The following is a 14972-nucleotide window of genomic DNA, read 5'->3' as shown; positions in this document are numbered from 1 at the left end:
TTGAAAGATATTACGCAAACCAAAGCCGAAGGCCGTATCGTGGCGGTGCATGGCGGCATTGTCGATGTTCTGTTTCCGAGCGCGGCACAGGGTCCGGATATAGACGATCTGCTTTATGCAGACGACATTGCCCTGCAGGTGATGTCCTTTGTCGAAGGAGGTGTTGCGCGTTGCATCGCGCTGGCGTCAGTGCAGGGGTTGGGCCTCGGTACGGCTGTGCGCACCACGGGCGGCCCGGTTCTGGTGCCGGTCGGCGAGGCTGTTCTTGGCCGGATGCTGGATATGTTCGGCGCCCCGCTCGACGGTGATCCCGCGCTGGTCACGGAAGAACGTCGCTCGATCCATCGCGCGCCGCCGCGTCTATCGGAGAGGAGACTATACGCCGAAGTTCTGGAAACCGGAATTAAAGCCATCGACCTTTTAGCGCCAATTGAACGGGGCGGTAAAACCGGCCTGTTCGGCGGCGCTGGTGTGGGCAAGACCGTACTGCTCAGCGAACTGATCCACAATACAGTGGAGCATCACGACGGGGTCAGCCTGTTCTGTGGTATCGGAGAGCGTTCACGTGAGGCCGAAGAGCTGTGGCGCGAGATGGGTGAGGCGGGCGTGCGCGACCGCATGACCATGGTGTTCGGCCAGATGAACGAAAGCCCCGGCGTGCGGTTTTTGGTGGGAAAATCGGCGCTGACCATGGCCGAATGGTTCCGCGACGACCGCGAACAGGACGTATTGTTGTTGATCGACAATGTGTTCCGCTATGTGCAGGCCGGATCCGAAGTGTCGGGTATGATGGGACGGATGCCGTCGCGCGTGGGGTATCAGCCGACACTGGCCACCGAACTGGCGACCTTGCAGGAACGCATCGCCTCTACCCGTAAAGGTGCGATTACATCCATTCAGGCGGTATATGTTCCCGCTGACGATTTCACCGATCCCGCAGCGGCGCATATCTTTTCGCACTTATCAGCCTCGGTCGTTTTGTCGCGCAAACGCGCCAGCGAGGGTTTGTATCCTGCGGTTGATCCCTTGGCGTCGTCTTCGGTGATGCTGACCCCCGGCGTGGTCGGCCAGCGGCACTATGACATTGCCCGTGCGGTGCGTCGAACGCTGGCGGAGTATGAGGATTTGCGCGACATCATCGCAATGCTCGGGATTGAGGAGTTGTCCGCCCATGACCGTGCGGTTGTCGCCCGTGCGCGGCGCTTGGAGCGGTTCCTGACCCAGCCCTTCGCGACCGTCAGCGCCTCGACTGGGGCAGGCGGCAAGCTGGTACCGCTCGAGGCGACGTTGAAAGGGTGTGAGACCATCCTGTCACAAGTCAGCTTTGAGCGCCCCGAGAGCGATTATTACATGATCGGCGTGTTGCCCGAGACCGAGGTGACAGCATGACTATAGCCGCACAAATGCGGGTCAAAGTCCGGCTCCCCGGTGGTCCGCTATTTGACGGCGAGGTGATACAAATCAACGCTGTCGCACAGGATGGCGCATTCGGCATTTTGCCAAATCATACCGATTTCGTCTCAGCGCTGGTGCCTTCTGTCTTGCTTCTTACGCAAGCAGACGGGGCAGAGCGGATCTTTGGCATCGACGAAGGGCTGCTGGTCAAGTCGGGACATCGCGTTGAAATCGCCGTGCGGCGCGGGGTGGAGAGCCATGATCTCGAGACGCTAGGCCACACTGTCGATGCATTTTTCGAAGCCGTAGAAGACGACGAACGCATCGCGAGGTCGGCCCTGTCGCGGCTGGAGGCGAACATGGTGCGCCGCTTTGCCGGATTGCAAAAGGAGCCTGCGCCATGACGGAACCAACACATAAACAAACCGACCAGATCGGTCGGGAGGCCGCCCGCAAAAAAGCTGCACGCGACAATCCCGGCCCCAGCCCCCTGCGCGGGATCGGGGTCTTCGGCATGATCGGCTGGGCCGTAGCGGTACCGACGGTCGGCGGGGCGTTCCTTGGCCTCTGGTTGGACCGTATTGCGCCACAAGCGTTTTCATGGACGATCGCGCTGATCCTTGGCGGGGTCGTTATCGGCGGGTTCCTCGCATGGGCGTGGATCGACAGAGAGAAAGGCGAATAATTTTGTTAAATTTCGATTACACCCTCTTTGGTTTTGGCTTGTTGTCCGGAACGGTCGCCACCGCGCTTTATCTTGCCGGACTGGCGTGGGGCATGCGATTGGCCCTGCGGACGGCACGACCCGTTGCCGTGCTGCTGCCAAGTGCTGCGATCCGCATCACGCTGTTGATCGGCGTGGGGTTCTGGATCTCGCAATCGGGCGCAGTGGCGCTGGCGGGTTTTGCGCTGGCATTTCTGGTGGTTCGATTTGTTGTGACGAACGCCTTGCGGCCACCTGAGGGCGTGACGGTCATGCACCCAACTAAAGAGGTGAAGTGATGGAAATGACACCGGACGACACCATCGTTTTTGTGTTTGGCGGCTTTGCCGTCAACGCAACGATCCTGTTCACCTGGATTGTCATGGCGTTTCTGACGCTCGCCTCGATCCTGATCACCCGCAATTTGCGCCCGGACGTACCGCCAGACCGTTGGCGCACCACGCTGGAGACCATCGTGCTGACTATTCAGGGCCAGATCGACGAGATCAGTACGCGCCCGGACCGCCGGTTGCTTTATTTTTCCGGGACGCTGTTTTTGTTCATCATCACGTGCAACTTGCTGATGATCGTGCCCGGATGGCGCTCGCCCACCGGATCGCTATCAACGACGGTTGCTCTGGCGCTGGCGGTTCTGGTCGCTGTGCCGATCTTTGGGGTCGGGAGCCGTGGCATCGGCGGCTATCTGCACAGCTATATTGAGCCGAATGTCATCATGTTGCCCTTCAACATCATCGGTGAGTTTTCGCGCGGCATTTCATTGGCCATCCGGCTTTATGGCAATGTGATGAGCGGGGCGGTGATCGGCGCCATCCTGCTGAGCGTCGCACCGTTTTTCTTTCCTGTGGTGATGGACATGCTGGGCCTGCTGACCGGCGTGATCCAAGCTTACATCTTTGCTATTCTTGCGACTGTTTACATTTCTTCGGCCACAGCAACCCCCAATTCCGAACCCGATTCCACAACTGCAAAGGAAACAACATGACCGATCTAGGCATCATCGCCGCAATCTCGATTTTCACCGCGGGACTGACCGTGTCATTCGGTGCGCTTGGCCCGGCGTTGGGCGAAGGGCGTGCCGCGGCAAGTGCCATGTCTGCCATCGCACAACAGCCCGATGCCGCCTCGACCCTGTCGCGCACACTGTTCGTCAGCCTTGCGATGATCGAATCCACCGCCATCTACTGCTTTGTTGTCGCAATGATCCTGCTGTTCGCGAATCCATTCTGGAACGTGGCACTTGAGGCAGCGGCGCAAGGCGCGGGTGGCTGAGCATGTCCATTGACTGGATCACCGTCGCGGCACAGTTGGCCAACTTTCTGGTCTTAGTGTGGCTGCTTAAGCGTTTCCTTTATCGCCCGATACTTGACGGGATAGACGCGCGCGAAGCCCAGATCGCCGCGCGTATGTCGGAGGCAGCGCAAGTGCGCGAGGCAGCCGAGATCGCCGAGGCCGAACACCGCGCTGAAACAGCGCGTCTGAAGGCGGCCCGCGATGGGGCGGTGGAACAGGCTCGCGCCGAGGCAGAGGTGGAGCGTGACCAGTTGTTGGCGCAGACGCGCACACGGCTGGACCGTGAACAGGCGACCCGCGAAACCGAGCGCGCGCAGGAAGCCCATCGTTATACCGCAAAACTGGAAAAGAAAGGCGCATTGGCATTGGTGTCACTGACGCGTAAGGCACTACATGATCTGTCCGGTGAAACCCTGGAACAGCGCATCGTTGCCCGCGCGGTTTCGCGCATGGGTGACATGTCAGATGATCTTAAAGCGGCAGCGGGCGATAGCCGGAAAGCCGTGGCAACGACCCAACATACGTTGTCAGACGATCTGCGCGACCAGATCAATGCTGCCGTCGACGCCGCGTTGCCCGGCGCATCGGTGCGTTATGAAACAGTTCCCGCACATTCGCCGGGGCTGTCGCTGAGGCTTGGCGGGGCGCAGTTTGGTTGGACCGTGGATGGATATGTCGACGGTTTGCAAGTCATTCTGAATGACACCGTTCAGGTGAGGGAACATCCAGATGCCGCATGATGCTCTGCGCGACGGAACCGACGATCTGCTTCAGGCGCTACTGGATGCACCTGCGCCGAAACCGCAACTGAGCGAGATTGGCAAGGTGGCCGAGATCGGTGACGGCATCGCCATCGTTACGGGCCTCGCGCGCGCGTTGGTGGACGAGTTGCTGGACTTCGGCGGTGGCCTGTTTGGCATCGTATTCGACCTTGAACAGGACCGCCTTGGCGTCGTGCTGCTCGGACCTTCGGGATCGGTCGTGCCTGGGTCTGACGTGCAGCGCACGGACAAGGTGATCAGCGTTCCGGTGGGCAATGCATTGCTGGGTCGGGTCGTCGACGCGATGGGGAGGCCACGCGACGGGCGCGGATCGATCCAAACCGACCGAGAAAGCCCTATTGAAGTTGCAGCACCCAGCATTCTTGACCGTAAGCCCGTCACACGCCCGCTGGCGACGGGCCTCAAGGTAATTGATGCTGCCGTGCCTGTAGGGATGGGGCAGCGCGAGTTAATCATTGGCGACCGGCAGACCGGCAAAACATCCATCGCCGTCGATGCCATCCTGAACCAGAAGGATACCGGCGTAGCGTGCATTTATTGCGCCATCGGGCAGCGTGGCGACGCGGTCGCTAAAGTGATCGGAGCTTTGCGCGACGGCGGCGTGATGGACAACACCATCGTCCTGTCGGCAGGCGACGAGGAAACACCGGGCCAGTCCTATGTCGCACCTTATGCGGCCATGTCGATGGCCGAAGCCTTGGCTGCGGATGGCCGTGACGTACTGATCGTGTTTGACGACCTGACACACCACGCCCATTCCTATCGCGAGTTGTCGCTGCTGCTACGCCGCCCGCCGGGGCGCGAGGCGTTTCCGGGCGATATCTTCTTTGTTCACGCCCGCCTTCTGGAACGTGCCGGTCAGTTCGGCCCCGGAGTTGGCGGAGGATCTATCACGGCGCTACCGGTGGTCGAGACGCAGGCGGAAAACCTATCGGCCTATATCCCGACCAACCTGATCTCGATCACCGATGGGCAGATTTATCTGTCGCCTCGATTGGTGCGAAAGAACCAGTTTCCGGCTGTCGATCTGGGGGTGTCGGTTAGCCGCGTGGGCGGCAAAGCACAGGCGCCTGCGCTGCGCGATGTGGCGGGCAATCTGCGCGTGACACTTTCGCAATTTGAAGAACTCGAAGAGTTCGCGCGCTTTGGTACGCGACTGGACGACGCGACGAGCGGACGCTTGGCGCGTGGTGCCGCGGTGCGGGCTGCACTTCGGCAGTCCGAACGCGATCCCATGCCCGTCGACGAACAGCTTGCCGTGCTGATTGCCGCAATGGAGGGACTGTTCGACGACATGGAGGAACCAACGATGGCGGCAGCAAGCGCTGCGTTGCGTCGCGCGGTCCGCAGTGGTGACGGCGAGACGCGCGATCTGATTGCATCGGGCCAGCGGCTGGACGAGGCGGATCGTGCGCAGATAGTCGCCATGGCGCGCCATGCAATTGCGGAGGGTCCCGATGGCCGAGACGCTTGAGCGCCTAACCCGTCGCACCGAAACCATGCAAAGCATTCGTGGCATCGTGGGCACAATGAAGACAATGTCAGCGATCAATGCCGCGCCCTATGAAAGGGCCGCCGACGCTATCGACGCTTGGCGGGACACGGTTCTGGACGCACTGCATGCCTTTTTGCACGTGACCGGTCCATTAATGCAGGATAACTCCTCTGAGACCAGGTTAATACTGGTCGTCATGGGTTCTGACCACGGCTTGTGCGGCAATTACAACGAGGTGATTGCGACAGAGACCCTGCGCCATATATCTTCGGACCAAAAGGTTCGGGTTCTTTGCGTTGGCGCACAGATGGAGGACGCGTTGCGGGGCGAAGGTATTGTCCCCGAAGTGACGTTACTGCCGCCAGCCAACGTGGATGGACTTAACCGGCTGGCAGACGAATTGGTCACCCGACTTGATGCGATGCGCGACGATCAACCCGTCACTTTGATCTACATGAAGCGTGCCGCCCATGGCCGACAAGCACCCGTTGCCCAGCAGTTGCTGCCACTGGATGAAGAGATGCTGGCAGATCTGTCCGCGCGCCCTTGGGTTTCACGCAGTCTGCCACACTTCTCGATGCCCGAGCCGGATCTTCTGGCCGCGCTCGTGCGCAACCTGTTGTTCGCTACAGTGCAACGCGCCGCAGCCGAAGCACTGATGACCGAGAATTCAGCGCGGCTGGCACGGATGCAGCAAGCCGAGCAATCCGTGGATGAACGACTGGAAGATTTGCAGTCTGCGACACGCTCGGTTCGCCAAAGCGAGATCACAACAGAACTTCTGGATGTCATTGTCGGTTTCGAAGCGCTGAAGGCGCGTGACAAACGCAAACGTAGTCCGTTCCAATAAACAATTGAACCTTGTTAGGATGGAAGTGAGTGTCACATGTTTTTGGGGGATGGAAATCCGGCAGGTTCCAAGTCTGAATTGTCTGCAGTCTGGCCCGATACCTGTGCAACCGGAGCGCAAAGCCAGCTAAATGTACAAGCTCTGATAGGTGAGCCAGGAAGCCGGATGCGCCACCTCAGTAGCAGCAAAAATTCGCTTCGTCGGCGGGGGCTGACCCAAGTCAGTGCTGCGGCGCTGCGAAGACGATACACTCTCGACGACGACGCCGAATTGCCGCGACATTCCGCAAAGGTACTGTCGCGTTAAGCCAAAAGAATACGCATCAGATCGAGTCTGATCGAGCGATTTTATAATTCAAAAAAATCGAAAAGTGCTGATCTGGCTTCGATTATAGAAACAGCCAAGCCTGAGATGCAAACAAGGCCACAACCGTTTGAAACGGCGGCCCGCCTTAATCGACGCCTGAGGTCGCCATGAACTCACATCGTTTTACACAACACTGAAAAACGGCACTTTCGTCGTTGGGAGGGAAGTGACACAGAAAGATCGCCACCTGCTAGAGATTGGATTTACACATTTGTCAGATCAATCGAAGTACTTTCGATTCCTTGGATACCGGAAAAATCTGACGCCGCCGGAACTGACGAAATTCTCTTCGCTGAGATTGCAATCACAATTGTAGACAACTTCCAGCGGCAAGGGCTAGGTAGGCTTCTTATCGGCGTGCTGGCCAAATTCGCTGAGATGAAAGGCATTCCCGAGTTCTGCGCTTTGGTGCATGGCGAAAACAGGAAACCGAAATCGAGGAATACAGAGGGATGAACCTATTCATTGGTACTCGGGATAATCCTTCTCACATTCTAGCTGCCAAACTGTCGACGCCGGTCCTGAGACGGTCTTCATCAAACCCTCAAAAGATGAACCGAAAGACCGATAGATATGGATGACCCCATTCGTCTTTGCAGGCTTTTCGCACGGTGTTAACGTGTGTTTCTTGCGCACTACTCAGGCCGTATCATCATTGGACCAGCAAGGATCAACGTAATCAGGTCTACTTGGCGATTTGTGGCGGTTTTCTGAAACAATTTGCGCAGATGGAATGACATAGTCGTCTGCGTCACGCCTAATTCCTTTGCTACATCTGAAGCGCTGTTTCCGCGGGCTAAGGAACCGGCGACTCGCGCTTCGGTTGGTGTCAGATCGAAAATTTTCATGAGCAATGCTTCCGGAATTTTTCTTTCCTGATCTGGCTTAGAAGTGACAAGCGCGACATGCGGGTAGCCTTTGTCAGCCTGGCCCGATTGGGGTAGGGCGCAGACGAGGACCGAAATCGCGCTGGCTTCCCCTGATTGCTGCAGATTAATGCCAACAACATTCTCTTTTCCGTTTTTTGCCAACCCCACAGCATTGCCAATAGCACGTTTTCAGTTCCTGTTTGGTAGCGGATCAGTCGAGAAAAATCCGTCGTGGTGGAGTTCGATGATGTCGGTGCTGGCGACCTCGCACTTAGCGGTGCGGTTGCAATGGACCGGTTTCGCCGACTCGTCCAGCAACACTGCCCCGAGCGTGATGAGATTAAGTGCCGCCTCCGCACCGGTGCTGGGCAGGCCAGCAAGTGCTTCACGCTTCGCTCTTGTGTTGGTTGTGAATGCGATCAACTTGACCCACCCGTGCCGCGATGGTCGCCTTCATTGGGTCATAATCGCCGGGCTTGACGAGATAATCATCGGTACCCCGAAGCTTTCCTTTGATCACCTCATAAGGTTTCGACATCGCTGTCAGGAAAACGAAAGGCACTGCGGACAGCGCGGGCCGCATGCTTCGGATTTCGTGCAGAACACCGTAACCGTCCAGACCCGGCATCGTAATACCGCAATGCAAAAGATCAGGTGTTACTTCCGACAAGAGTTCCAGCGCCTCGTCACCCGAGCGCGCGGCGAGGGTGCGATACCCGGCTTCCTGTAACTCCTCGACTACATCGTCTCACATTGGAGCTGTCGCGCTTTCGTGCCGCCCCAAGTGCTCGTTTAAGCCACCTTGCGTTCGAAGGCGACCGGGCTTTTCCAACCCAATGCTGAGTGGCGGCGTCGCGGATTGTAGAACCCGTTGATGTATTCGAAGATGGCATCTCAGCCTTTCTGCGGGTTTCCCATGTATCGCGCCAGATCAATTCCGCTTTGATGGTTTTGAAGAACGTTTCGACAACCGCATTGAAGCTCCTATATTCGTCAAGTTGCGATTTGATCTGTTTTCGATACACAGAGCTGGCTGTAGATTTCGCGGACGATGTAGCGTTTCAGGCATCGAATTATCTCGCTTTTGCTCTTCCCGTCTTTCGTGCGTTTCTTGACATATGCAAGTGTCGGTTGGTGGCTTCGCATTCTAACGATAGCAACACGATAGAGTGCTGCGTTGGCCTGTCGATTGCCGCCTCTGTTTAACCGGAAGCGGTGTGTTTTGCCGCTGGAAGCTGGGATTGGGCAAACACCGCAGAGCTTTGCCAATGCTGCTTCCGAACGGATGCGCGTTGGGTCGTCGCCAACGAGGATTAGCATCTCTGCGATTGTCAGTGTTGCTATCCCATGAGATGCCATCAGGTCTGGTGCGCGTTCGGTGACAAGGCGTTCCAGTTCCTTGTCGTGGGCAATAATTTCTTCATGCAGCCACAGCCACCGGCGCGCCAATGCCCGCATGGCGGCTTTTGCTGAGGCCAATGGCGTGTCGATATCGCCAGGCCGAAAGGCCGCAATATGCCGGATCAACGCGACTTTCCCTCGAATTGGATCCAGTGTTTCCCGAAGATCAGCAGGTGCATTAATGATCAACGTCTTCAGCGTTACCATCGCCTGTGAGCGTGATTTAACGCCAGTATCGCGTGCAATCTTCAAATGTCTGATCATTTCGGATGACCCTGTTTGTGTCTTGGGTCGCGCTGTTGCCTGCCCAGAAAGAACGGATCGTGCAGCGCCCTCTGCGTCCAAACTGTCTGTTTTACCTTGCGTGTATCGCAGCTGTCGGTTTGGTCGTGTGACCTCAATGACATTGTGGCCTTGAGCCAACAAAGACCGGGATAGGCCCGCACCATACGAACCAGTCCCTTCGATTCCGAATACTAGAACGTCCCCAAAAGACTGTGACCAGCGTTCCAGCTCCAAATACCCTTTGGGATTGGTGGGTATAGATAATGCGGCCAAACGGGTGCCTTGCGTATCGATTGCGACGGCAACATGTGTTGCTTTGTGTGTGTCGATGCCAATAATGATTGGATGTGTAGTCTTCATGATGCCCTCATTGCTAAGAATGCCCAGGCACCGATCCGAGGGGACAGGACTGTGATGGTACGCTGACCGTCAGGCTCCTATAAAGTCACATCTCGCCCGTTGCCGGGGCGACTTGACGGTCGACACGTCAACGCAATGACACGCAGTCAATCGTAGCATGGGTCAGGCCATCAAGCCGCAATACCATACTCACAGTCATAGCAATTACCCTTTGCCGCTCATGGACACTTTGAAGCCGTGCTGTCTCAGGATTTTTTGATAGTCGTGCGAACAGTATTGCGACCCGCGATCCGTGTGATGGATGCAGCCCTTTGGCGGCGCTCGGAAGGCGATGGCCATGTTCAATGCCCAGATCGCCAGGTCCCGCTTCATCCTGTTGCTCACCGCCCAACCGATCACGCGCCTTGAATGCAGGTCCAGTATTACAGCGAGATACAGCCATCCTTCGCGCGTCCGGATATACGTGATGTCACCGGCCCATTTCTGGTTTGGTTGATCAGCCGTGAAGTTACGATCCAGCAGGTTTGGCGCAATGTTGAACTTATGATTGCTGTCCCCCTCTCGGCAGATTGCTTTGCAATCGCCTGCCAGGCAGTGGTTGTCGCCTTGTGTTTGTGCGTTCTAACAACGGCAATGCCGTTCTGGCGCATTAAACGCCCTACGCAACGGTGGCCGACATTCAGGCCGATCTCCTTCAGCTCCTCTGTCATTCGTGGACGTCCGTAACTGCCCAGACTGAGACGCGACTGTTCCTTGATATGGGCCAGCGTGACAAGATCGGATCGTTGGCGGCGGCTGGCAGGGCAACTACGGAACGCACGCAAACCGCGTGGACTCACATCCATCACGCGACACATGCGTCCGATAGAAAATGCAAATCGGTGTTCTTCGATAAACTTAAACCTCACGGCTTTTGGCTTGCAAAGATCCCTCTCGGGACATTGCTGCGCAATACACTGCGGTCGGCGCACCGTGGCCTTTTTTAAGATTTACCGCTCCTCCTTGAGAATACGGTTCTCGCGCCGGAGGTGGTCATTCTCTTGAGCCAGTCCCAAATCTTCTTTCGACACCACCTCTGTGTCTCGATGTGCCGTGTTCAGCGTCGACATCCCGACGCCAAGATCGTCAGCCACTTGCTTGCGTGTCAGCCCACTGGTCAGCGCGATGCGCACCGCATCTTGGCGGAGTTCGTCCGTCCGTTTCAGTCCCATAGTCAATCTCCTTTATTGCAGTAAATGCTATCAAAGGAGCGGCATCAAACCGCGACAGGTCCACAATGCATTTTCGTCCTCGATGACGAGGATCAGCGCTCCATCTGTTGCGCCGTTCATGTCAGGCATTCCTTGAAGCGGAGCAGTGTCATGCGAAACGTCACGCCAACGACGTCCGGCTGCAATGTTGACCTACGCCCCTAACACTCCTCCAAATTTGTGTAGAAGTCCGCCCAACAATGGGACGGACAAATGAAGGCACGATTTACGGACGAACAGATGATAGCAATGATCAAGGAACAGGGATCTGGTGAGAAGACCGCTGACGTGTGTCGGCGGCACGGGATCAGGTCTGCGACGTTTTGCAAATAGGAATCGAAGTATGGGGGCATGGAGCCGTCAGATGCGAAGCGGTGGTTCACTTGTGCGAAGCGCACGGTGTGAGCCAGCGGCGGGCGTGTGATGTGCTGCAGATTGACCGGTCAACGGTGCGATATCTGTCGCTCCGTGGTGATAATGTGGAATTGCGAGATGCCATCAAACGAGTTTCGAGGGAGCGGCGTCGGTTTGGTTGCCGCCGCATCCATGTGATGATTGCGCGGGAGGGCTTTGAGGTGAACCACAAGAAAGTGAGGCGGATCTACCGTGAAGAGAAGCTTCAGGTGCGCCGCAGAGGCGGCAGGAAGCGCGCGTTGGGCACAAGGAAGTCGATGGTGCTGCCTGATGGCCCAAACCAGCGCTGGTCATTGGATTTCGTGTCTGACGCCCTGACGGATGGTCGCAGGTTTCGCATCTTGGCAGTCGTTGATGACTTCAGTCGCGAGAATTTGGTGCTGGTCGCAGATACATCTCTGTCGGGGCAACGGGTTGCCCGAGAACTGGACCGCGTGATCGCCGAACGCGGCATGCCAAAGACGATTGTCTCGGATAATGGCACTGAGTTCACCAGCATGGCGATCCTCAAATGGGTTCAGGAAACTGGTGTTGATTGGCACTATATCGCGCCGGGAAAGCCCCAGCAGAACGGATTCATCGAAAGCTTTAACGGCAAGTTGCGGGATGAATGCCTCAATGAAACGCTGTTTGGCACATTGCGTGATGCCTGCAATACTCTTGACGAATGGCAGGAGGATTACAATTGGCGCAGGCCACATTCAACATTGGCCAACCTGACGCCGATGGAATTTTTGCAGAGAAATGCGATGGACAAGATGGCGGCATAACGCCAAAGATTTAACCCAAAGAACTCCGCGCAAAGCTGGAGGAGACTTGGGGTCAGGTCAATAGCACGGCGAAGGTCATCGTGGTTGATATGGTAAAGCTCGTTAGCGAGAACCAATTGATAATTGTCCCGCTGGGCGTCGTTAACCTGACGAAAATACTGGTAAATTCCCCCTCACCTTTATGAAGGCGACATGATTCGCTACGAAGATGTTTAATCTCGTGCGCAAAGCGCAAAGGGCTAAAGGGAAACGGTTGTATGACAGTCTTCGGCATGACCGCTCCACCTTTTGTGAATCTTAACAGACCCACCTTAGCACACAAATGGCTTCGGAGGAGGAGGCGGTTAACCGGTTCGAATTTGACTGGCACCACCTTTCACAGGTTCCTCAGAAAACTGGCTAACTTCACCGGCTTGAATGGTTTGTGCAAAATTTGGTTCGCACCTAAAGCTTTCAGTTCTTGCTCGGCCTCCTGAGAGGTTTTTGCCGTACACATAATGATTTTGGTATCTTTCTGATTGTGAAGTGTTCGCGCAATGCGCAGAACGTCATACCCATCAGGCGGTAACATCATAACATCCAGAAGCACTGCGTCGAAGGACACTGCTTTGAGGATTTCTATGGCTTCTGCACCGCTAGCGGCAAAGGTAGCCTCGATATCTACTTCTACGATGAGGGCGATTTCGATCATCTCGCGGATATCCGCTTCATCGTCGACAATTAGAACCTTCATGCTTGGGTCTCCGATATTGTTGCTAGCAAAGTGTACAGCTTAAACGTAATAAAAAACACCGTTCCTGTGCCTTGTGATTTGGCATGTTCGGTATACGTCTCGAAGGTTATGGTGCCGCCTTGTCGTTCGACCAATTGCTTCGTAATAGCAAGGCCCAGCCCGGTGCCGTTTACCTGAACTTCAGTATCGTGGATGGGTGTCGCAAAGCGATCAAACAAGCGGTTCCGAGAAGAGAGTGGGATGCCGGGCCCATTGTCACGAACATAGAAAGTGATTTCGCCTTTTGTTTCTACTGCACCAATATTGACAGTTCCATTCGCTGGTGAATATTTTATCGCGTTTGATATCAGGTTCGAAAAAATCTGTTGCAAGCGGTCTGGATCGACAAAAACCAGCCCCTTCTCAGACCTCTCGCAAACCAATTTCACTCCCGATCCCAAACCGTATCCCGAGTTGGATTCTACAGCATCTTCCAAGGCTACATGCACCTCGATGGGCACAGCGCGAACGTGGAACTGACCCTGGTCAATTGCTTGTAATGTCAGAATATCATTGACCAACTTGAGCAGACGGTCAGCATTGCGCGAGGCCATAATAACCAAGCGTTTGGCTGGGTCTGGCAAATCTTTGTAGAACCTGTTTTCCAGCAGCTCCAAAGACCCTGACAGCGAGGTCAGTGGCGTGCGTAGTTCGTGATTAATGGAGGTCACAAAGTTGTCGCGAGCAGCGGTTAGCCGCTCTTCGGCAGTAATATCGGCCAATACACAATATGCGACCTCCTGATTATAAGATGTTAACTTCATGATGCGGCATTGCAATGCTTCGCCATTATCTTTTCTGATATGACGGGTCTGCAAATCGGTGTCGAGCTCCGCAAAACCTGGAAGTAAGGTACGCAGATGTTCGACGGCTTGGTCGTTATCGTCCTCGCCTAAAAGTTTGCGTGCAATCTTGTTCGTTCGCTTGAGCGAACCATCCTTTGTGAAAATGACGATGCCGTCTCCGACATTTTCAAATATTGCACTAAATTCGCGTTGGGCGGTTAAAATTTTGTGATTGGCTTGTTTTGATTGTGTCAATCCGATTGCCAATTGCTCGGACTTCGCCTGCAATCTGATTGCCATGCTGATGAGGGTTGCAAACAAAATGGTTGCGACGGCTAAGAAGCCGGCTATTCGCTGATAGAACCCTGCCATGACGGCCTGTTGGCTGCGGCTGACAGTAATCGTTAAGCCCAACGCGGCAATTTTCCTCAAGGCATGAATTTCTTTCTGCGCGCCATCCAGCGATACGTCTTTGGACTGAAAAGCCGCCGCCCCATCTGAGGCGAGAACATCGATGTGCATGTCAGGAGGAATATCATTTAGTGTCAGAACATCAGAGAAATACTCTTCACCCAAAGATGACACAATCACACCCAATACGTCGTTTGATGGCGAAATAATTGGCCAAGCAATGGGCGTCACGCGTCGACCGGTTGCACGAGAAAACAACGGCACACCAACAGAAAAATCATGCGACTTTAGCTGCATAGCTGCTTGAAAATATGCACGATCGCCAAGGTAAATATTGTTCAAGTTTGCCAGTGAGGACCAAGCCACGATACCGTTTGGAGCGATTAAAACCAAACTATCGATCTGATCAACCTGCTGCACGGTACTGCGCATCATATCGCCAAATTGGTTCTCAATTTCACTGGTCCCTCCAACCGGCTTAGATGCAAATCTGTCGACCATATTTTTTATCTGCAGATCTGCGTTTAACAGACCGGATTCGACAGATTGCTCGAACAGCTCGGCAAAGTATTCAAGATTTTTTTCTTCTTGGGTTAAGGTCCGATTGTAGTCAGACCGTACCAAGTACGTAATTCCCAGAACGAAAACTGCCACAAGCACGAGGATTGCAACGACAAAACGCTGGCGGCTTTGTTTCTGGGCGGCTTTATATTCAAGGTTGCTGTGCATTTGCGTCTTGTCCTTTTGGGCATT

Annotated in this window: 13 protein-coding genes and 4 pseudogenes; 10 read left to right on the top strand and 7 right to left on the bottom strand. The window is 55.4% G+C overall.

What is annotated here, in order from left to right; all coding sequences use genetic code 11:
* The 9 genes from atpD to ACXLHR_RS07940 are packed head-to-tail and all read left to right on the top strand — an operon-like array spanning position 1 to position 6536.
* On the top strand, positions 1-1389 hold the full coding sequence (atpD, locus tag ACXLHR_RS07980; RefSeq protein WP_458790939.1) for a F0F1 ATP synthase subunit beta: 1389 nt from the start codon (positions 1-3) through the stop codon (positions 1387-1389).
* Positions 1386-1799 (top strand): ATPase, encoded by a 414-nt coding sequence (locus tag ACXLHR_RS07975; protein ID WP_458790938.1) that lies wholly within the window; start codon positions 1386-1388, stop codon positions 1797-1799. Before atpD ends, ACXLHR_RS07975 begins: the two co-directional genes overlap by 4 nt.
* Positions 1796-2080, top strand: coding sequence for an AtpZ/AtpI family protein (locus ACXLHR_RS07970; RefSeq protein WP_458790937.1), 285 nt, complete (start codon positions 1796-1798; stop codon positions 2078-2080). The genes ACXLHR_RS07975 and ACXLHR_RS07970 overlap by 4 nt, the downstream gene beginning before the upstream one ends.
* Positions 2081-2082: 2 nt before the next feature.
* Positions 2083-2397 carry an N-ATPase subunit AtpR gene (locus ACXLHR_RS07965; protein WP_458790936.1) on the top strand — a complete coding sequence of 105 codons (315 nt, stop codon included), beginning with the start codon at positions 2083-2085 and terminating at the stop codon, positions 2395-2397.
* A complete protein-coding gene (locus ACXLHR_RS07960; RefSeq protein WP_458790935.1) occupies positions 2397-3101 on the top strand; it encodes a F0F1 ATP synthase subunit A in 705 nt (234 codons plus the stop codon). Before ACXLHR_RS07965 ends, ACXLHR_RS07960 begins: the two co-directional genes overlap by 1 nt.
* Positions 3098-3388: a F0F1 ATP synthase subunit C gene (locus tag ACXLHR_RS07955; protein ID WP_458790934.1), complete on the top strand. Its 291-nt coding sequence runs from the start codon at positions 3098-3100 to the stop codon at positions 3386-3388. The genes ACXLHR_RS07960 and ACXLHR_RS07955 overlap by 4 nt, the downstream gene beginning before the upstream one ends.
* Positions 3389-3390: 2 nt before the next feature.
* Complete coding sequence (locus ACXLHR_RS07950; protein WP_458790933.1) at positions 3391-4149, top strand: F0F1 ATP synthase subunit B family protein; 759 nt, start codon at positions 3391-3393, stop codon at positions 4147-4149.
* Positions 4139-5665, top strand: coding sequence for a F0F1 ATP synthase subunit alpha (locus ACXLHR_RS07945; RefSeq protein ID WP_458790932.1), 1527 nt, complete (start codon positions 4139-4141; stop codon positions 5663-5665). Before ACXLHR_RS07950 ends, ACXLHR_RS07945 begins: the two co-directional genes overlap by 11 nt.
* Complete coding sequence (locus ACXLHR_RS07940; protein ID WP_458790931.1) at positions 5649-6536, top strand: F0F1 ATP synthase subunit gamma; 888 nt, start codon at positions 5649-5651, stop codon at positions 6534-6536. The genes ACXLHR_RS07945 and ACXLHR_RS07940 overlap by 17 nt, the downstream gene beginning before the upstream one ends.
* A 1001-nt stretch (positions 6537-7537) precedes the next feature.
* Here ACXLHR_RS07940 and ACXLHR_RS07935 read toward each other — a convergent pair.
* From ACXLHR_RS07935 to ACXLHR_RS07915, 5 genes and pseudogenes are all read right to left on the bottom strand, one after another.
* Positions 7538-7939 carry a helix-turn-helix transcriptional regulator gene (locus tag ACXLHR_RS07935; protein WP_458790930.1) on the bottom strand — a complete coding sequence of 134 codons (402 nt, stop codon included), beginning with the start codon at positions 7937-7939 and terminating at the stop codon, positions 7538-7540.
* A 217-nt stretch (positions 7940-8156) separates the two neighbouring features.
* Positions 8157-8492, bottom strand: a pseudogene (locus tag ACXLHR_RS07930) (response regulator); the annotation flags it as partial.
* 71 nt (positions 8493-8563) lie between these two features.
* Positions 8564-8748: pseudogene (locus tag ACXLHR_RS07925) on the bottom strand (IS3 family transposase); the annotation flags it as partial.
* A gap of 16 nt (positions 8749-8764) precedes the next feature.
* Entirely contained in the window at positions 8765-9817 is a 1053-nt protein-coding gene (locus ACXLHR_RS07920) for an IS110 family RNA-guided transposase (RefSeq protein WP_458790929.1), read from the bottom strand.
* Positions 9818-10011: 194 nt separating this feature from the next.
* Positions 10012-11028, bottom strand: a pseudogene (locus ACXLHR_RS07915) (IS3 family transposase); the annotation flags it as partial.
* 252 nt (positions 11029-11280) lie between these two features.
* Between ACXLHR_RS07915 and ACXLHR_RS07910 the strand changes: the two are divergent.
* Positions 11281-12251 (top strand): annotated as a pseudogene (locus tag ACXLHR_RS07910) (IS3 family transposase).
* 376 nt (positions 12252-12627) lie between these two features.
* On the opposite strand, the gene ACXLHR_RS07905 reads toward ACXLHR_RS07910, so the two are convergent.
* Both ACXLHR_RS07905 and ACXLHR_RS07900 read right to left on the bottom strand, forming a co-directional pair.
* A complete protein-coding gene (locus ACXLHR_RS07905; protein ID WP_458790928.1) occupies positions 12628-12984 on the bottom strand; it encodes a response regulator in 357 nt (118 codons plus the stop codon).
* Positions 12981-14948, bottom strand: a complete 1968-nt coding sequence (locus ACXLHR_RS07900) for an ATP-binding protein (RefSeq protein WP_458790927.1) — start codon at positions 14946-14948, stop codon at positions 12981-12983. Before ACXLHR_RS07900 ends, ACXLHR_RS07905 begins: the two co-directional genes overlap by 4 nt.
* Between the last annotated feature and the right edge of the window lie 24 nt (positions 14949-14972).

The sequence above is a fragment of the Yoonia sp. MH D7 genome (genome assembly GCF_054439475.1).
This window is presented reverse-complemented; position numbering and strand designations above follow the sequence as displayed.

Excerpts from the sequence above, each read along its gene's own strand:
- ACXLHR_RS07900 (WP_458790927.1), bottom strand. The coding sequence starts at position 14,948 with ATGCACAGCAACCTTGAATATAAAGCCGCCCAGAAACAAAGCCGCCAG.
- ACXLHR_RS07920 (WP_458790929.1), bottom strand. The coding sequence starts at position 9,817 with ATGAAGACTACACATCCAATCATTATTGGCATCGACACACACAAAGCA.
- ACXLHR_RS07975 (WP_458790938.1), top strand. The coding sequence starts at position 1,386 with ATGACTATAGCCGCACAAATGCGGGTCAAAGTCCGGCTCCCCGGTGGT.
- ACXLHR_RS07940 (WP_458790931.1), top strand. The coding sequence starts at position 5,649 with ATGGCCGAGACGCTTGAGCGCCTAACCCGTCGCACCGAAACCATGCAA.
- ACXLHR_RS07950 (WP_458790933.1), top strand. The coding sequence starts at position 3,391 with ATGTCCATTGACTGGATCACCGTCGCGGCACAGTTGGCCAACTTTCTG.
- ACXLHR_RS07905 (WP_458790928.1), bottom strand. The coding sequence starts at position 12,984 with ATGAAGGTTCTAATTGTCGACGATGAAGCGGATATCCGCGAGATGATC.
- ACXLHR_RS07970 (WP_458790937.1), top strand. The coding sequence starts at position 1,796 with ATGACGGAACCAACACATAAACAAACCGACCAGATCGGTCGGGAGGCC.
- ACXLHR_RS07960 (WP_458790935.1), top strand. The coding sequence starts at position 2,397 with ATGGAAATGACACCGGACGACACCATCGTTTTTGTGTTTGGCGGCTTT.
- ACXLHR_RS07955 (WP_458790934.1), top strand. The coding sequence starts at position 3,098 with ATGACCGATCTAGGCATCATCGCCGCAATCTCGATTTTCACCGCGGGA.
- ACXLHR_RS07945 (WP_458790932.1), top strand. The coding sequence starts at position 4,139 with ATGCCGCATGATGCTCTGCGCGACGGAACCGACGATCTGCTTCAGGCG.